Below are 18493 nucleotides of genomic sequence, written 5' to 3' on the forward strand. Positions count from 1 at the left end.
GCCGTTTCGTCAGGCTATTGTAAGGATTTTCGACAAAATGTAAACGCAAATGATAATTCGTATCATTTGTATGTGTTTAGGGGAGGAGAATCATTAACCGCATGAATACAAGGGAAAAAGGGCGCAGCAGAATCTGCGCCGAGAGAGGGAGTTAGCGTTTCTGGATGTAGGTGATTGCCAGCGCCAGGGCCAACACCAAACCTTTGATAATGTCCATGGCATAGTAGGGAACGGAGAGCATCACCAGGCCGTTTTGCAACACGCCGAGGATCACCGCGCCCACCAGCGTGCCGAGCGCGTTGGGCTTGCCGGAGCCGGCCAGCGAGAAACCAATGTAAGCGGCAGCGACCGCATCCATCAGATAACCGCCACCGGCATTCACCTGCGAAGAGCCGATACGTGACGCCAGCAATATGCCGCCAAGCGAGGCCAGAAGGGCAGAGATAACATAGGCGGCAACCCTGTAACGTACTGTGCGAATACCCGACAGGCGCGCGGCTTCCGGATTACCGCCAATGGCATACATGCGGCGGCCATGTTTGGTCAGCGACAGGAAAAGCTGCACCACTACCGTGACTGCCAGCATGATCAACACGATCACCGGCACCTGGCCCAGTGAGGAAAAGACCTCCGGGATCAGGCCTTCGGCCATATCGCCGTTCGGCAGCAGCATATTCTGGGTGATTGATCCGCCGTAGCTGTAGGTCATCGCCACGCCCTGGATCACAAACAGGCTGGCCAGCGTCGCCAGCATATCGGGGATTTTCAACACCACGATCAGGAATGCATTGAACAGGCCGACCAGGGTACAAATCAGTAACGTCAGCACAATCGCACCGGTGGTGCCGAAGCCGTACCAGACGAACAGCGAAACCACCAGGGCGTTGGCCAGTGAAGCGGTGGAGCCAACGGAGAGGTCGAAACCGCCGACCGACAGCGATATCGATACTCCGATGGCGATGACAGTAACGATGGCAATCGAACGCAGAATATTGATGATGTTGTTCGGATCGAGGAAGTTGTCCGACGCTATCCCGAACAGGGCAATCAGCGCGACAACGGTGAGTAACATCCCCCATTTGTAGAGAAACTCAAACAGCTGATGGCGCCAGGGTTGCGCAGTTTGCAGGGACAATTCTTTACTCACGCTGGGGTTCCTCCGGTGGAATACAGTAATAGGGTTTCTTCATCAATGTCGGCGGCATTCAGTTCCGCGACGACCCGGCCATCCCACAGCACGCAGATGCGATCGCACAGGCCGACCAGCTCCGAGAACTCGCCGGAAGCATAAATAATGCCTTTGCCGTTGCGCGCCAGGCCGTCGATCAGGGTGAACAGCTCTTGTTTGGCCTTGATGTCCACACCTTTGGTTGGTTCGTCGAAAATTAGTACGCTAGCGTCGCCGCGCAGCCATTTGCCAATCGCCACCTTTTGCTGATTGCCACCGGAAAGCCGCGCCAGCTTCTGCTGCGGGCCGGAGGCGCGAATATTCAGGCGCTGCATGATGTCGCGCGCCCAACGCAGTTCCTGGCGGCGGCTGAACAGGCTCCAGCGGGAAAAGCTGTCGTCGGCGCTGACGCTCAGGTTCATCGGAATAGCTTCGTCGATAAAAATGCCTTCTTTACGCCGCTCTTCCGGCACCAGCGCCAGCCCTTGCTCGACGCTAAGATGTGGAGCGCGGGGGGCCCAGGGTTTCCCCAGCAGTTCACCCCGTTCAATTCGCGCCGGTGAGGCGCCAAATAACGCCTTGCACAGTTCGGTTTTTCCCGCGCCGGCCAGCCCGGCGATGCCAAGAATTTCCCCCTGATGCAGTTGCAGGCTGACGTCGCGCAGCTTATGGCGATCGTGCAGGCCTTCCACCCGTAGCAGCGGGCGAGAACCGTGCGGTGGGCGTGGGGGAGGAAAAATATCGTCCAGCCGGTGACCGAGCATTTTCTCGACGATCTGCTCGCCGGTCAGGCCCTGCATGGCATCCTCACTGACGTGACGGCCATCGCGCAGCACCGTCAGGCGGTCGCAAATTTCACTCAATTCGTGGATACGGTGGGAAATAAACACCACGCCGATACCTTCGGACTGCAGGCGGCGCACCACGCGAAACAGGCGTTCGCTTTCGGCGCGATCGAGCGGGGCGGTGGGTTCATCGAGCACCAGAAAACGACAGCGGTGGGAGAGCGCGCGTGCCAGCAGCACCTGCTGTTTTTCCGCCAGGGTGCACTCCGACAAATGCTGGCGCAGGTCAATAGTCAAATCCAGCTGTGTCAGTAGCTGCGCCGCCTGGCGGTACAGTTGCGCCCAGTTAAGCAGATGGCCCGGTTCGTTCAGCCAATCGAGCATGATGTTTTCCGCCACGGATAGCGTGGGGATCAACGCCACGTCCACTTCCTGCTGCACCACGTGGATGCCGTGTTGCCGGGCCTGCAGCGGGGAATGAATATCCACTTGCTGGCCGTCGATAAAAATCTCGCCGCGATAATGGTCGTGCGCGCCGGAAAGGATCGCCATCAAGGTGGATTTTCCTGCCCCGTTGGCCCCGACCAATGCGTGTGTTGAGCCTCCTTGCAGGGTGAAATCGACGTTTTGCAGGGCATTGAAGCCGGCAAAGGCGATCGAGATATTGCGCATCTCGAGGCGTGAGGGCGTAGGGGTTGGCATAGTGTAATTAAAGACGTTTAGGTGTTTAGATGGCTAAAGTAAGTCTTTTGTAACACAGATTGCGTATTTCGCAACAAACTAAAAGGCATAACTGAGATGAAAAAATTCCTGGCGGATGACGCTAGAACCCCAGGCGGTCGCGCAACGCATAATAGGCCGCCCCCAGGGCGGTGAAAGGCACACGCAGCTGGCGGCCCCCAAAGAAGGGCAGGTGTGGCAAGCGAGCGAAGGCGTCAAAACGTTCGGCATCACCGCGCAGCACTTCGGCGATCAGCTTGCCGGCCAAATGAGTGCAGGTGACGCCGTGGCCGCTATCACCCTGCATATAATAGACATTGTTTTCCAGGCGACCGAATTGCGGCATGCGCGAGAGCGTCAGCAGAAAGTTGCCGCTCCAGCGGTAATCAATGCGCACCTGTTTCAGCTGCGGGAAGGTTTTCAGCATTTTGGGCAGGATCAGCGGATCGATATCGGCGGGATCGCGAGCGCCGTATACCACGCCGCCGCCATACAGCAACCGGTTGTCGGCGGTCAGACGAAAGTAGTCCAGCAGGTAATTGCAGTCTTCGACGCAGAAATTATTGGGCAGCAGCGACAGCGCCATATCTTTGGATAACGGTTCGGTGGCGAGAATTTGCGAGCCGCAGGGCATGCTCAACCGGCTGAGCCGCGGTTCAAGCCGATCGCCAAGGTAGGCGTTGCCGGCAGCGATCACAAAGTTGGCGCTGACCGAGCCTTGGGCGGTGTGTACCTTTGCCGGTTCCGCGTAATCAATGCGCGTGGCGGCTGACTGTTCGAACAACCGCCCACCGTGACGGCGCACCGCGTCGGCTTCGCCCAGCGCCAGATTGAGAGGGTGCAAATGGCCGCCGTTGCGGTCCAGCAAACCGCCGACGTAACGATCGCTGGCGATCTCGCGGCGGATAGCCTGCCGATCCAGCCATTCCAATTGGTCATTGCCATAGCGCCGCCAACGGGCCTGTTGCCGCTGCAGCGCGTGGCTTTGTTTAGGGTTCAAAGCGGCGAAGATGCCGCCGGGCCGGTAGTCACAGGCGATGGCGTATTGATCGATGCGCTTGCGGATAATCTCTGCGCCTTCGAACATCATGCTGCCGAGCATGGCGGCGGTGTCAGCGCCATAACGCGCTTCAATGACGTCGATATCGCGGCTGTAAGAGTTGACTACCTGCCCGCCGTTGCGGCCGCTGGCACCCCAGCCGATGCGTGCGGCCTCCAATACCACCACGTCATAACCGGCTTCGACCAGATGCAACGCCGACGACAGGCCAGTGAAGCCGCCGCCAATAATGCAGACGTCACAGCGGATATCCTCGTTCAGCGCCGGGTAGGGCGCGAACGTGTTGGCGGTGGCGGCATAATAACTGGCAACGTGTTCCGTCATGGGGCCTCCGCCAAACAAGGTCAGAAGGTTGTCGGGGTATGTGCGCTGACGATGCGGCAGACGCGCGCCGAGGTATTGCTGAAACTGTGTGGAATGCCGGTGTTGATGGCATAGCTTTGACCGGCGGTCAGGCAATGGGTCTGGCCGTTGATCGTCAGCATGATCTCCCCTTCCAGCAGGGTGCCGATCTCCTCGCCCTGGTGCTTAATTTTTTCGCCGGTGGTGGTGCCGGGCTGATAGGTTTCCAGCATCATCGCCAGATTGCGCGTTGGACTGCCGTTATGCACCAGCTTCATCGATACCCCCTGGCTACCTATCTCAATCAGATCCTCGGCTTCTATGACCACTTTGGGCTCATTGGCGGCTTCAGGTTCGGCAAAGAAGGCAGACAGCGACAGCCCATAAACTTTCAGCAGCTTTTGCAGCGTACTGATAGCCGGACTGACTTTGTCCTGTTCGATGGTGCTGATTGCGCTGTGGGTTAACCCGGACAGTTCGGCGACCCGGCGCTGCGACAAACCCAATTGCAGACGGATCTGTGACAGGCGCTTACCCGGCGCCAAGCTGACTTCGCTCATAGCGGTACTTCCTTCTGGTAGGGACGACAGGCAGAAATGAATATGGGTATCAGGTGCCTGCCTGAGTGATATCGGCACAGCATGATATCGGTAGTTGTGTCGGAATTGGAAAATATATTGCCCATGACCACCCCCGTTCTGGCGGACGAAATTCTGCACGTAAAAAGAGTGTTAACGCCTTTTCGGTCAATATTTTATCAATTTAGCAGCCGGTGGCGAATAATCAAACAGGATTGTAACATTTGCAAACTATTTGTGTTAAGGCTATGTTTCATATTATGGATGTTATTTTGAGCGCCCGCTGTGGCGCAGTCTACAGAGAAATCAGACCATGTGTTGAACCTATCGGCAGGCGGACGCAGCAGCGTTCTCAAAGCATAATGGCGGGTGATGTATGCAAACCAATATCGCAGCAGTTGAAAATTTTGCACAGCATAATGAAGAGAGGCGAAGTAGCGCGTTCCAACGTGAAGTTGCTCACTATTTGGAACGCCATCCCTCAACGCAGTATATCGACATCCTGCTCACTGACCTGAATGGTTCCTTCCGCGGTAAACGAATTCCCGTCTCCGGACTGAAAAAATTGGAAAAAGGCTGCTACTTCCCCGCCTCGGTATTCGCTATGGATATTTTGGGCAACGTGGTGGAAGAGGCGGGCCTGGGTCAGGAACTGGGCGAACCGGACCGCGTGTGTATGCCGGTGGCAGGAACGCTGACGCCGTCAGCGGCGGATCCGGACAATATCGGTCAGGTGTTGCTGACCATGCTGGATGAAGATGGTACTCCCTTTGACGTTGAACCCCGTAATGTCCTGAATCGAGTTTGGCAGGCATTGCGCCAGCGCGGCATGTTCCCGGTGGTAGCGGTAGAGTTGGAGTTCTATCTCATTGATCGACAGCGAGACTCTGAGGGGTATTTGCAACCGCCCTGTGCGCCCGGCACCCAGGAGCGCAATATGCAGAGCCAGGTTTATTCGCTGGACAATCTGAATCATTTTGCCGAAGTACTCAACGACATCGACACCCTGGCGCAGATGCAGGGCTTACCGGCGGACGGTGCGGTGGCGGAAGCGTCACCCGGCCAGTTCGAGGTAAATCTGCAGCATACCGATAACGTGCTGCTGGCCTGCGATCACGCGCTGTCGTTGAAACGCCTGGTACGGCTGGTGGCGGAAAATCATCACTTGCACGCCACCTTTATGGCCAAGCCCTATGAGGAATACGCCGGTAGCGGCATGCATGTGCATATCAGCATGCTGGACGGCAACGGCAATAATCTGTTCGTGCAACCCGATGGCGAAGACTCGGCGCTGTTGCACCGTGCGCTGGCGGGGATGATCACCCTGATGCCGGCCTCGATGGCATTACTGGCACCCAATGTGAATGCCTTTCGCCGCTTCCAGCCGGGCATGTATGTACCCACTCAGGCGTCCTGGGGGCACAACAATCGTACCGTGGCGCTGCGCATTCCCTGCGGCGAGCCGGAGAATCATCGCGTGGAATACCGCGTAGCGGGGGCAGATGCCAATCCTTATCTGGTGGTGGCGGCGATCCTGTCAGGCATACTTTACGGGCTGGACAATGAATTGCCATTGCCTGAGCCGGTAACCGGTAATGGTCTTGAACAAGAAGGGGTGCCGTTCCCCATTCGCCAAAGCGACGCGCTGTACGAGTTTGAGCATCAGCAAGCCTTGACGCAGTATCTGGGCGAACGTTTTGCCCACGTTTACCATGCCTGCAAGATGGATGAACTGATGCAATTTGAGCGTCTGGTGACTGAAACCGAGATTGATTGGATGTTGAAAAATGCCTGAAGGGGCGTAAAATGTGTGGCATTAACTTGATGTGCGATAGAACGATAGCGGATTAATTCACCTGTAAGGGTTGTTTTCCGAACGATCGCGAAAAGAATTTGTTTAAGAAGCCTTCCTGATCTTGTCATCAGGAGGGTTTTTGGTGCAAAATATCCCTAATGCAGATAGCCGACGTTTTAACGCGTCGGTTATTTTTTTTGCATTTATGTTCTACAAACTGTGCGTTTCATACACCAAGCGAGGCCGGACACCGATCCGGATAGATAAATAGTTTCGTGCGCGATCAAACAAAACTTTATGGTCGTGACTCATGAGGATAAGAAAGATGGGGCAATTTTTCACTTTAGCACCGGTGCCCGCCGGTTTCCGCTGCGGTCGCAGCGATTATGGAGCAGCCAAGGCAGCCTTGACTCGTTATCCAGCTTCCAATCCCCTTCTTTTTGAATTCAGTCGCAAGTTGCGAAGTTTCCCCGCAACCTTAAGTCTTGGCGTGTCTATATTCCGCAAGGCAGAAGGTAAGGGGGGGCTGCGCAATGTCCGATAACATCATCAGCGCCGCACCGGCTCAACGCGCACAGCTGCGTAAAACCCTGACTTTAGTTCCGGTAGTGATGATGGGCCTGGCTTACCTGCAGCCAATGACCATCTTCGATACCTTTGGCATCGTTTCCGGCCTGACCGATGGTCACGTCGCGACGGCGTACGCCTTTGCTCTGCTGGCGGTTCTGTTTACCGCACTGAGCTACGGCAAACTGGTACGGAAATTCCCGTCCGCCGGTTCTGCTTATACCTATGCCCAGAAGGCCATCAGCCCGCACGTCGGCTTTATGGTGGGCTGGTCATCACTGCTGGACTACCTGTTCATGCCGATGATCAACATTCTGCTAGCAAAAATTTACCTGGAAGCCATCTTCCCGGGCGTGCCTTCGTGGATCTTCGTGGCAGCGCTGGTCGGGCTGATGACGATTTTCAACCTGCGCGGTATTAAGCTGGTAGCAAACCTGAACTCCATTATCGTGGTGGTGCAGGTGGCGATCATGATCGTGTTCCTGTTCCTGGTGGTGAATGGCATTTCGCATGGCGAAGGTGCAGGCACGCTGATCAGCAGCCGCCCGTTCTGGTCTGAGAATGCGCACGTGGTGCCGATGATTACCGGCGCGACCATTTTGTGCTTCTCGTTCCTCGGTTTTGACGGCATCAGTTCGCTGTCTGAGGAAACCAAAGATGCAGAGAATGTGATCCCGAAAGCTATCTTCCTGACGGCATTGATCGGCGGCATCATCTTTATCGTGGTGTCTTACTTCGTGCAGCTGTACTTCCCGGACATCTCGCGCTTTAAAGATCCTGATGCGTCCCAGCCGGAAATCATGCTGTACGTGGCTGGTAAGTTCTTCCAGTCGGTGATCCTGGTGTTCTCCTGCGTAACCGTACTGGCTTCAGGCATGGCGTCGCACGCCGGTGTTTCACGCCTGATGTACGTGATGGGCCGTGACGGCGTATTCCCGGAGCGTTTCTTCGGTTATGTGCATCCGAAATGGCGTACTCCAGCGCTGAACGTGCTGTTGGTCGGCGTGATTGCGCTGTCTGCGGTGTCGTTTGACCTGGTGACTGCGACGGCGTTGATTAACTTCGGTGCGCTGGTGGCGTTCACCTTCGTGAACCTGTCGGTTATCTCGCAGTTCTATATCCGCGACAAGTTGAACCGTACCGTTAAAGATACCTTCAACTACCTGATCCTGCCGGTATTGGGGGCGCTAACTGTTGGCGCACTGTGGATCAATCTGGAAGCCAGCTCAATGACGTTGGGTCTGGTATGGGCGGCGATTGGTCTGATTTATCTGGCCTTCGTGACGCGCAGCTTCCGTCTGCCGGTACCGCAGGCTAGCGAAGACGTGGCTTAAGCCTTTATCGCTAAGCATTAAAAAGGGCGCCTTGGCGCCCTTTATTGTTTTTGTTACCCCACCAACTCTTTGCCGTATTCAAACAGCGCTTTCAACAGCGCGGTCTTTTCTTTATCGCCTTCATGCAGGTTATACAACGACTCCAGTTGCAGCACGTAGCTCTGCACTCGCTCGGCGCTTAATACTTCCTGGCGGTGCTGTAACCAGCGGCGTTGCTCGGCGTCGTCCAGCGTATTGGGGTAGTTGCGGGCACGAAAACGGAACAACAGTTCCTTCATGCGCCCATCGCTGAAAGTCAGATCCAGTGCCGGCAGGTTCTGCGGCTTGGTTTGCTGGATGATTTTCATCGCAGCCTTGTCGGCATCGCTGAAGAAACCGTCATACAGCCGGGCGTCGACGTCGTCAGAGCCTTTGAAAAGTTCGGCCTCGGCGAACAACACCACCACTTTTTCGCGCACCTCCGGATGCTGGCGCAGCAACTGCAAGTTTTGCAGGCAAGCCTGACGGTCGATTCCCAGTCGCTCGGCGTTTTCCGGCAACAAGGTCTTGGCCGGCGCCAGTACCGGGCACTTGTTGATATGCACCAGTTTGATCGGTACCGGTGATTGTTCGGGCGCCAGATCTTCCCGGCGGGTATACAGCCGTTCGCGCAGTTCATCGGCACTCAGCGTCAGTAATGGCGTCATGTCACCGGCTAAATCGCACATGATGACGGCGTTTTTGTTGTCCGGGTGCCAGGCCAGCGGCGATACCCAACTGGTGTTGCCGCGCGCGGCGCCGAACATGCCGGAAACGTGCACCAATGGCGTCATCTCTGCGATGTCGATCAGGGCGTTCAGCTTATGCTTATTGCGGTGTTGCAGCAGGAAATCAAACAGTCGTGGTTGTGCCTGTTTGACCAGTTTAGCCATGGCGATAGTGGCGTAAACGTCTGACATGGCGTCATGGGCATGCTCATGCTCGACGCCGTTGGCACGAGTCAGGTGTTCCAGCCGGAAACTGGGGAAGCCGTCTTCGTTTTCTGGCCACACGATGCCGTCCGGGCGCAGCGCATAGCAGGCGCGCATCACATCGAGCAGATCCCAACGCGAATTACCGTTCTGCCAGCTGTAGGCGTAGGGATCGTAGAAGCTGCGGTAGAAAATATTACGGCTGACTTCGTCGTCGAAGCGGATGTTGTTGTAACCGAGAATGCAGGTGCCAGGCACGCTGAACGCCTGATGGATCTGCCGCGCAAATTCGGCCTCGTTGACGCCTTTGGCTAACGCCAGCTGCGGCGTGATACCGGTGATCATCACCGCTTCAGGATCGGGCAAGTAGTCATCGGCCGGGGTGCAGTAGATGACCAACGGCTCTTCGATAATGTTGAAATCCATATCGGTACGCACACCGGCAAACTGCGCCGGGCGATCCATAGAGGGACTTTTACCGAAGGTCTCGTAGTCGTGGATATAAAATGTGGCCGGTGCCTTGCTGCTCAAAATCGCATCTCTCAGGTGGCGTAGGGAATATTGCTCTATTGTAACGGCGAGATGTGCGATGCCAAGCAGTCGTTAGCGTTAATCACCGAAATGAGCGGCATTACGCATTGCGGTAGTAGTTCAGGCGCAGACGAAAGTAGGGACGTAAATAATCGGGTACTTGTTCTTCGGCACTGGCACCGTTGTTGTTGGGGCTGATGCCATAACGTTCGTTATAAATAACGCTGAGAGCGAGTAAATCGGCTTCAATTTTTTCACGTTCTGCTTGTGGCAAGCTATCCAGCTTTCGACCCATATTATTCTCCCTGTGATCATAGGGGCATCATAGGATCCTTAACCCAGCTTGTCCCTACCCCATTCAGGGGGGAGGCGCATCAAGTGTGTGAACGTGCCTGCAGGGGCTGGCTTGATGCCGCTGCCCCCTGATAATGCTGAGAGTATTTGGCCGTATATTCCTGCTGATTTTGCAACTGTGCGCGATCAAAGGCTTTATGGGCCGATAACACACCACCAATCACCGCCAGCCAGAAAAGGCTGCACAGGACTAGGATGCCCAACCAGACTTTTTGGTTATAGCTCATAAAACCTCCTGATGGATAAAGAGAATGATATTGACCAGGGAATTAAATCAGAGTTTATATCAATGCTCTGTCAACGGCGGTGTTTATTATGGTTTGTTTTTTATTAATGTGTTACCAAATACCGCTGCGATGTTTCAAAACATTCCTTAAGATAATATTAAGAAAAGATAAGATAAGACTACTGAGTTTTATTTAATATCCGTTTAATTACCCCCACATACAATCAGCAACATTCAATACCAATGTGGGTGCACATTATGAAAACTCTGCTGTTAACCGGCGCTACCGGCTTTCTCGGTGGTGCAGTGCTTGAAAAATTACTGAAAGAAAATCAGGCGATTAACTATCTTCTGTTAGTGCGAGCTGATAATGCACAGCAGGGGCTAGACCGTATTCGGATGAATATGGAGAAGTTTAATATTGAAGCCGAACTATTTTCTAAAATCACGATAGAAAATATATTGTTGGGGGATCTGAGTGAGCCAGCTGACTTTTTAGCAGACACAAGGATTAACAATGTAACGCACGTTATTAATTGTGCCGCCGTAGCCTCTTTCGGTAATAACCCTCTTATTTGGAAGGTTAACGTGGAAGGCACTTTGGTATTCGCCAAAAGAATGGCGCAGGTGTCTGGATTAAAACGTTTCCTGCATGTGGGAACGGCAATGTCCTGCGCACCGGAACCTGGTTCACTGGTCGCGGAAAGCGGTGAATTTGAAGAAACGGCCGAGCATTTGGTGGAATATACCCGTTCCAAATCCACCATTGAGCAGCTCATGCGTCAGCATTGCCCGCAGCTACCGCTGGTGATTGCTCGTCCTTCGATCGTGGTAGGGCATACTCGCCTGGGCTGTCAGCCTTCCAGCAGTATTTTCTGGGTGTTCAGCATGGCGCTGATGCTGCGTAAGTTTATGTGCTCGCTGCAGGACAATATCGATGTGATCCCGGTTGATTACTGTGCTGATGCGATGGTGATGCTGTTGAACAGCGAGACGCTGGATAACGACGTTTACCATATCTCCGCCGGTGAAGAGAGCAGCGTTAGCTTCGCGGACATCGATCGCGCCATTGCCGCTGCGCTGGAGAAGCCTCCGCTCGGCGATCACTATGCGCAGGTCAGTTATGAAGCCCTGTTGAAAATGCGCAAGCAGCTCAAAGATATTTTCGGGCCGTGCAATGAACGCCTGATGCTGAAAGCGATGCGCCTGTATGGATCTTTCGCCATGCTCAACGTGCGGTTCAGCAATGACAAAATCCTTAAGCTGGGCATGCCGAAACCGCCGCGTTTTACCGACTACATCGCCTGTTGCGTGCAGTCGACCCGGGGCCTGTCCATTCAGCAGCAGATGGTGGTGGATTTCAAATAACAGCACGGCGCCGGTTAGCGGCGCCTGCTGCATCCTCGCATTACCAGGACGAAGACGACCAGAAAACGCGCCCCAGCACCACCAATTGGTCTTTACGCTGCGGGTAGCTCAGGTGTTCGTCCTGGTATTCTTCCCGGTTCAACGAACGAATAGTGACGCCACCGTCGGGCTGTTCGATCAGCACTTTTACCCGCAGCAGGTTACCGTGGCGAATCGCGTAGGTTTTCCCTTCACGGATGCGAGTATCATCGGTATTGATTCCCACCACGTCGCCGTCTTGCAGCCGGGGCTCCATGCTGGATCCTGAAATGCGGATGATCCGCGCGGCATTCACCGCCACCCCCATCTTGTGCAGGTAGTAGCGGCGGAAAATCAGCGAAAACTCTTCACGATCGACAATTTCATAACAGCCATCGCCAGCAGAAAAATTGATATCCAGCAGGGGAATTTCCACAAACTCTTCCTTGTCCTGTTCGGTATCTTCCCACACCACCGGCTTGAGGCGGGCAGGTTGAAAATCCGACTCTGCCGCCACGTTATCGAACGGGCGCACCAATTCTTTTTCATGGAACACGTCGAACCAACCCTTGGGCAGGTTCAGTTTGGCCTCGATCCGCCTGGCGAGATTATCGCCCAGGTTACGGGAGGACTTTTCACCGCTGATTTGGCTCAACGTGGGCGAAGAGGACTCAACCAGCACCGCAAAATCATTCTGGTTGATACCCTGCCGGGCGTAGCTGGCCATCAGCTCGCGCAAATTATTGCGTCTTATTTCTTTGGTTTCCATGGCCGGATGATCGCATTCTTTAGCAAAAAGGTAAATATCGTTTTTGCTAAATTTAGCTTGCTTTAAATTTAGCAATTGGCTAAACATTGACGGGTGGACAAGGTCCATGAAGGAATTGTAGGGCGCTGCAAGTTGCGCCAGTATGAACCGGGGCGAATACTCTTGCCCTTTACAGTGGTTGGATTACACGTGTTTAACCCACAAGGAATCTACGATGTTCAGTATGGATTACAACAGCTACCGTTCGGTAGCCAGCTTCGGCCACCGGGTGCGCTTTTTGGTGCTGCACTATACCGCGCAGAATTTTGCCGACTCGGTGCAGTCATTGACCGGCAAGTCGGTCAGCGCCCATTATCTGGTGCCGGATCCCGAAGATCCAACCTATAAGGCGGCAGGCTTTAGCGGCGTAAGGATTTTCAATCTGGTCGATGAAGTCGAGCGGGCCTGGCACGCCGGCACCAGCCAGTGGGGCAATCGTTCGAATCTCAACGATACCGCGATTGGCATTGAGATCGTCAATCTGGCGAGCGGCGATGGTGAAGACATCACTTTCCCACCCTTTAACCCGCAGCAGATCGCGGCGGTAACTCAATTGACGCAAAATATTCTGCAGCGCTATCCGGATATCACGCCGGTTAACGTAGTGGCACATTCCGATATTGCCCCCGGCCGCAAAAGCGATCCCGGCCCGCAATTTCCATGGCATCAGCTGTACCTGGCCGGTGTCGGTGCCTGGTATGACGACGCGGTGAAGCAGCGTTATCAGCATGAGTATCAATGCCAGGGTGTACCCGCACAGCAAGATTTACTGGCGCTATTTGCCAGGTACGGGTACGACACCTCGGCGGCGACCAATGCAGAGGGTTACCGCCAGCTGGTTCGCGCCTTCCAACTGCATTTCCGTCAACGCAAATATGACGGTGTGATGGATGCCGAAACCGCCGCCATTTTACGCGCGTTGGTAGATAAATATGCCGCTTAAGGCTTGAGCGCGGATGAGGGACGCCTTATCCGCCTTTTCTCCCAACCCTTTCCTCCGTTAAACTGATGCTCTTTCTCGCCACTGATAACGGGATGCATCGTGCGCCTCGACAGAAAAATATCCTCGTTCGAACGTCTGACCTATCGCCATTACCGCATTGTGCACGGCGTGCGCATTGGGCTGGCGTTTATCCTGACCTTTATGCTGATCCGCCTGCTCGAAGTGCCGGAAGGCACCTGGCCACTGATTACGCTGGTGGTGGTGATGGGGCCGATCTCGTTCTGGGGCAATGTGCTGCAACGGGCGTTGCAGCGTATCGCAGGTACGGTGTTTGGCGCCGCCTCGGGGCTGATTGCCCTGTATCTCGAGCTTTACTCATTGCCGCTGATGCTGGTGTGGTGCGGGGTGGTGATGTTTTTCTGTGGCTATCTGACGCTCGGTAAGCGGCCCTATATGGCGCTGCTGGTGGGGATCACGCTGGCGGTGGTTTGCGGTGCGGGGGCCGGTGATATGCATACCGCACTGTGGCGCAGCGGTGACGTAATTTTGGGTTCGCTGTTGGCGTTGCTGTTCACCAGCATTTATCCGCAACGTGCTTATATTTTGTGGCGTATGGAGATGGCGGATTGCCTGGAAAACGTCAGCAAGATCTACGGCGCTTACCTGTCACCAAATATGATAGAACGGCCGCGGCTGGAGCCACAGCTGAAAGACCTGCTCAATAAGGTCGTTAAATTACGCGGCCTGATTGTCCCCAGCAGCAAAGAGACCCACATCCCCAAAGCGGTTTTCGAGGCGGTGCAGACGCTGAGCCGCAACCTGGTTTGTACGCTGGAATTGCTGGCCGACGCTTATTGGGCCTCGCGCGAAACCCACTTTATTATGCTGAATGCCAAAACGCTGCGCAGTGCGCAACTGCTAACGCTGAATTCGTTGCAGTCGCTGGCAGTAACGATGCGTGACGGCCCGCAGACACAGTTGTCGGCAGAGGCGGGGCAACTGAGCGAAATTGCCGCCGAATTGAAAACCCTGATGCAGGAGGCCAGCTTCAGTCAGCACGGCGAAGCGCCAATTTATGGCTACGTATGGTTGAGCATGGAACTGACGCAACAGTTGGAAGAACTGGGCGATCTGCTCAAGGTGTGTACCGCCAGCGGGCGTGAATAGGGGGTCAGATCATGAAGCGGGCGCTTCGGGTTTTTGTCATGACGCCAAAGTGAGTAAGATAGGGCGATGAGTGTTGTGCCTGACCGCCACAAACCTGTATCTTGGTACCATTGTGGCCGTAAGCAAATGAATCTGTGTATTACTAAAGCAAGGGTATGAAGATGGATAATGCAAATAAGCCGAGTTTCCAGGACGTTCTGGAGTTTGTGCGTATGTTCCGACGTAAAAATAAGCTGCAGCGTGAAATTGTCGACAACGAGAAGAAAGTTCGTGATAACCAAAAACGCGTGCTGCTGCTCGATAACCTGAGCGAGTACATCAAGCCGGGCATGAGCATTGAAGACGTTCAGGGCATCATTGCCAATATGCGCAGCGACTATGAAGATCGCGTTGATGATTACATCATCAAAAATGCCGATTTGTCCAAAGAACGCCGCGAACTGTCCAAAAAGCTGAAGGCTATGGGCGAAGTGAAGTAACCGTTTTTATCGGGTCAGGCATTCGCCTGGCCCTTTTATTGTTTTCCCTCTATCCCCATTCCAGCCCCTTTAGTGGCCTGCGCCGTACACGTCAAAATCAAAGTATTTATCATTCACCTTCTTGTAGGTGCCGTTGGCGATGATCGCCTGCAGCGCAGCATTGAACGCGTTACGCAGGGCGATATCCTCTTTACGCAGCCCAATGCCGTCACCGATACCGAAATATTTGCTGTCACTGAGTTTGGCACCGATAAAGGCAAAGTCTTTTCCTGCTGGGGTGTGGAAAAACTCGCTGGCACTGACGCTGGCCAGCAACGAAGCATCTAAGCGGCCGTTGATCAAATCCTCATTGGCTTCCTGCTGGCTCTGGTAGGACACCACGTTAACGCCGGCCGGCCGCCACAGGGCGTTGGCATAAGTTTCCTGACTGGACCCCTGCTGCACGCCAATGGATTTGCCTTTCAGCGAAGCCGCCGTGGGTTGCAGGTTGTTGCCTTTACGGGCCACTAATCGTGCTGGCGCATTGGACACTTTGTCCGAGAAGGCGATCTGCGCCTGGCGCTGCGGCGTAATGGTCATCGACGAGGCAATCGCATCAAATTTTTTCGCCAGCAACCCCGGGATCATTCCGTCCCAACTGCTCTCAACCCAAACGCATTTGGCCTGCATTTGATCGCACATCGCCTGTGCAATATCGACCCCAAATCCGGTCAACGCCCCCTGTGGCGTTTTAAATTCCAGCGGTGGATAGGTCGGATCCACGCCGAGTTTAATTACTTTTCCGCTGAATTCCCCAGCAGAAACGGCGAAACTTAACGCCAGCGGCAGCAGGAGAACCAGGCTAATCTTTGTTTTCATTTTATGTTCCTCGGCGTAATGGTGTGCAAAAGGGATCAAGCCAAAAAGCGCTCGACCAGCTTGACCCAGTAAGTGGCGCCAATCGGCAGGCACTCGTCGTTAAAATCGTAACCGGCGTTATGTAGCGAATTGCCGGGCGTACTTTCCCCATTGCCGATCGAGATATAGCTGCCGGGGCATTTTTCCAACATAAATGCGAAGTCTTCGCTAGCGGTAAAGGGGCGCAGAGACGGGATCAACTGCTGTTCACCCGCCCAGTCCAATGCGACCGTGCGTGCCAGCTCAGTTTCCGCCACGTGATTTATCAAAACCGGATAACCCTGTTGGTAATCAATGTCCGCCCGAGCACCAAAACTGGCGGCTTGCGCTTCTACCAGCGCCGTAATGCGGTTTTCCAGCCGTTGGCGAACTCCCGCATCCAGTGCGCGTACGCTTAGCGTCATGGTTGCTGTGGCAGGGATCACGTTGGCGGCACGGCCTGCCTGGATCGCGCCAACCGTCACGATTGCCGTTTCCTGCGGATCGATATTTCTGGAGACGATGGTTTGCAGACTCATCACAATAGCGGCGCAAACCACCACTGGATCGACCGTGTGCTGCGGCACCGCGCCGTGGCCGCCATGACCGTGCAGGGTAATATTGACCGTATCGGCCGAACACATGAAAGCGCCGCTGGCAAAGCCCAACTGGCCGACCGGAAAGCCGGGTACGTTGTGCATGGCGAACACCGCATCACAGGGAAACCGGTCGAACAAGCCGTCTTCAATCATCACTCTGGCGCCGCCGCCGCCTTCTTCCGCCGGCTGAAAAATCAGATGCAGAGTCCCGGTAAAATCAGAGTGTTGCGCCAGGTAACGCGCTGCTGCCAGCAGCATAGTGGTGTGGCCATCATGACCGCAGGCATGCATCACGCCGCGGTGGGTGCTGGTGTAGCTTAATCCGCTGGTTTCTTCAATCGGCAATGCATCCATATCGGCACGCAAACCCAGTGATCTTCCCGAGCCTCGCCGCAAGGTGGCGACAACGCCTGTTTGCCCCAATTCCCGAGTAACCTGATAGCCCCAGTTGGACAGCAGTTTTGCGACCAACTCGCCGGTGGCAAACTCGTTGAACCCCAATTCGGGGTGAGCATGAATATGGCGGCGGATAGCGACCATTTCATGCTTAACTGCCGCTATTTCAGGTAAGACAAGCGGATTATTCATCGCGATATCCTGATTGAATATTCGATTTCCGACGTTCGATAAGCGGAAAACAAGATACTCCCGACACTAGCAAACAACCCGTTGGTCGGGGAGCCGCCGTTCGGTTATGCTGACAACAATGGGTTGTCATGGGGGCATCATGAAACTGCATCAGTTACAGGCATTGGTGGCCAGCGCTGACGGCGGCAGTATCCGCGCCGCAGCGAGGCAATTGGGGCTTTCACAGGCAGCGGTTACGCGCGCTTTGCGTGAACTGGAGCAACAACAGGAACTGCCGTTGCTGCTTCGCTCTCCGAGCGGGCTGGGGTTTACGCCGTACGGGAAAACGCTGTTGGCACATGCCCGGTTGGTGCTGAATCAGCTGGAACAGGCTAATAATGAAATGGCGGGGTTACGCGGGTTAGCGCAAGAGCAGGTGAAAGCGGCCATTACGCCGTGGTTGATGTTGACGGTGTTACCGACGGCGGTGTTGGCCTTTCGCAAAAAGATGCCCAAGGTGAAACTGGAACTGTTTGAAAGCTTGATGGCCAACGCGCAATCACAACTGCGTGAGGGCACGATGGATTTTGCCATCACGCCGCTTCCGGTTTCGATGGCACCGCAGGAGTTTCATTGCGAACCCTTGCTCGATTATGAAACGGCGGTGATGGTGCGGCAGGGGCATTCGTTGAGCCAAAGCACCTCGATTCACCAGTTGCTGGAGCAGGATTGGGTGCTGAACTACACACCGGAAAATCATGACGATTTAATTCATCAGCTGTTCAGCCGCCACGGCGCTCACCTCGATCCGAATCGTATTATTCATGCGCATTCCCTTGGCATGCTGCAGGCGATGGTGGAATCGGCGGACATGTGTACCTGGTGTCCGGCGCCGTTGGTCGGCCTGCCGCAGTTTGCCGGGCGTTTGCAGCCGTTGGCGCTGCGGGAAAGTTGCGATCCGGCACGGCTGAATATCGTGACTCGGCGCAACAGCATTCTCAGCACCGCCGCTCATGCGCTGATAGATAACCTGATTCGCACTCTGCGCCAGCACGCCCGCTCCGCACGACAGGAGGACCGACTGATTTATGATCGGGTGAGGTTGTTGATTTAGGAATAGGGAGTGGTACGAGCGGGTTGGAGGGGCGGCTATTCAGGGCGTGAAGCAGATGTCTTCATATCGAAGAAAACGTTATACCGTATTCAGTGTTAGTTAGACGCTATCTTCATTTTTTCGGGGGGATGTGGATACATGAAA

17 protein-coding genes are annotated in these 18493 nt (G+C 54.8%); 7 read left to right on the forward strand and 10 right to left on the reverse strand.

The annotated features are described in order from the left end of the window. Positions 1-151: 151 nt before the first annotated feature. The 4 genes from AC1RKC_RS16010 to puuR all read right to left on the reverse strand — a co-directional run bounded on the left by AC1RKC_RS16010 (position 152) and on the right by puuR (position 4635). Positions 152-1147, reverse strand: a complete 996-nt coding sequence (locus AC1RKC_RS16010) for an ABC transporter permease (protein ID WP_020827750.1) — start codon at positions 1145-1147, stop codon at positions 152-154. Beyond that, positions 1144-2655 (reverse strand): sugar ABC transporter ATP-binding protein, encoded by a 1512-nt coding sequence (locus AC1RKC_RS16015; RefSeq protein WP_493092299.1) that lies wholly within the window; start codon positions 2653-2655, stop codon positions 1144-1146. The genes AC1RKC_RS16010 and AC1RKC_RS16015 overlap by 4 nt, the downstream gene beginning before the upstream one ends. 121 nt (positions 2656-2776) lie before the next feature. After that, positions 2777-4057 (reverse strand): NAD(P)/FAD-dependent oxidoreductase, encoded by a 1281-nt coding sequence (locus AC1RKC_RS16020; RefSeq protein ID WP_048759205.1) that lies wholly within the window; start codon positions 4055-4057, stop codon positions 2777-2779. Positions 4058-4077: 20 nt separating this feature from the next. Further along, entirely contained in the window at positions 4078-4635 is a 558-nt protein-coding gene (gene puuR, locus AC1RKC_RS16025; RefSeq protein ID WP_020827747.1) for an HTH-type transcriptional regulator PuuR, read from the reverse strand. Positions 4636-5029: 394 nt separating this feature from the next. Here puuR and AC1RKC_RS16030 point away from each other — a divergent pair, with 394 nt between their 5' ends. Next, the gene (locus AC1RKC_RS16030; RefSeq protein WP_020827746.1) at positions 5030-6448 is read left to right on the forward strand and encodes a glutamine synthetase family protein; all 1419 of its coding nucleotides are present in this window, start codon (positions 5030-5032) and stop codon (positions 6446-6448) included. 533 nt (positions 6449-6981) lie between these two features. Beyond that, the gene (locus AC1RKC_RS16035) at positions 6982-8349 is read left to right on the forward strand and encodes an APC family permease (RefSeq protein WP_020827745.1); all 1368 of its coding nucleotides are present in this window, start codon (positions 6982-6984) and stop codon (positions 8347-8349) included. Positions 8350-8402: 53 nt separating this feature from the next. Here AC1RKC_RS16035 and sbcB read toward each other — a convergent pair whose 3' ends face one another. From sbcB to AC1RKC_RS16050, 3 genes are all read right to left on the reverse strand, one after another. Beyond that, positions 8403-9830, reverse strand: coding sequence for an exodeoxyribonuclease I (gene sbcB, locus AC1RKC_RS16040; protein ID WP_493092300.1), 1428 nt, complete (start codon positions 9828-9830; stop codon positions 8403-8405). Between the two features lie 100 nt (positions 9831-9930). Next, positions 9931-10125, reverse strand: coding sequence for a DNA polymerase III subunit theta (locus AC1RKC_RS16045; protein ID WP_020827743.1), 195 nt, complete (start codon positions 10123-10125; stop codon positions 9931-9933). 79 nt (positions 10126-10204) lie between these two features. After that, complete coding sequence (locus AC1RKC_RS16050; protein WP_020827742.1) at positions 10205-10411, reverse strand: hypothetical protein; 207 nt, start codon at positions 10409-10411, stop codon at positions 10205-10207. Positions 10412-10668: 257 nt separating this feature from the next. Here AC1RKC_RS16050 and AC1RKC_RS16055 point away from each other — a divergent pair, with 257 nt between their 5' ends. Next, positions 10669-11778, forward strand: coding sequence for an SDR family oxidoreductase (locus AC1RKC_RS16055; protein WP_115060990.1), 1110 nt, complete (start codon positions 10669-10671; stop codon positions 11776-11778). A gap of 40 nt (positions 11779-11818) precedes the next feature. Here AC1RKC_RS16055 and AC1RKC_RS16060 read toward each other — a convergent pair whose 3' ends face one another. After that, on the reverse strand, positions 11819-12565 hold the full coding sequence (locus AC1RKC_RS16060; protein WP_020827740.1) for a LexA family transcriptional regulator: 747 nt from the start codon (positions 12563-12565) through the stop codon (positions 11819-11821). Positions 12566-12779: 214 nt separating this feature from the next. Between AC1RKC_RS16060 and AC1RKC_RS16065 the strand changes: the two genes are divergently transcribed. From AC1RKC_RS16065 to tmaR, 3 genes are all read left to right on the forward strand, one after another. Further along, entirely contained in the window at positions 12780-13547 is a 768-nt protein-coding gene (locus tag AC1RKC_RS16065; RefSeq protein WP_256813482.1) for an N-acetylmuramoyl-L-alanine amidase, read from the forward strand. A gap of 99 nt (positions 13548-13646) precedes the next feature. Next, complete coding sequence (locus AC1RKC_RS16070; RefSeq protein WP_234528954.1) at positions 13647-14714, forward strand: FUSC family protein; 1068 nt, start codon at positions 13647-13649, stop codon at positions 14712-14714. 161 nt (positions 14715-14875) lie between these two features. Beyond that, complete coding sequence (gene tmaR / locus AC1RKC_RS16075) at positions 14876-15193, forward strand: PTS system regulator TmaR (RefSeq protein WP_020827737.1); 318 nt, start codon at positions 14876-14878, stop codon at positions 15191-15193. A 69-nt stretch (positions 15194-15262) separates the two neighbouring features. Here the strand turns inward: tmaR and AC1RKC_RS16080 are convergent, their stop codons facing one another. Both AC1RKC_RS16080 and AC1RKC_RS16085 read right to left on the reverse strand, forming a co-directional pair. After that, entirely contained in the window at positions 15263-16051 is a 789-nt protein-coding gene (locus AC1RKC_RS16080; RefSeq protein WP_493092301.1) for an ABC transporter substrate-binding protein, read from the reverse strand. 35 nt (positions 16052-16086) lie between these two features. Continuing rightward, on the reverse strand, positions 16087-17256 hold the full coding sequence (locus AC1RKC_RS16085) for a M20 aminoacylase family protein (RefSeq protein ID WP_493092302.1): 1170 nt from the start codon (positions 17254-17256) through the stop codon (positions 16087-16089). Positions 17257-17395: 139 nt separating this feature from the next. On the opposite strand from AC1RKC_RS16085, the gene AC1RKC_RS16090 reads away from it, so the two are divergent. Next, positions 17396-18349, forward strand: a complete 954-nt coding sequence (locus tag AC1RKC_RS16090) for a LysR family transcriptional regulator (RefSeq protein WP_234528956.1) — start codon at positions 17396-17398, stop codon at positions 18347-18349. Positions 18350-18493: the final 144 nt, after the last annotated feature.

This window comes from Serratia sp. GW822-FHT06E05, assembly GCF_058799445.1.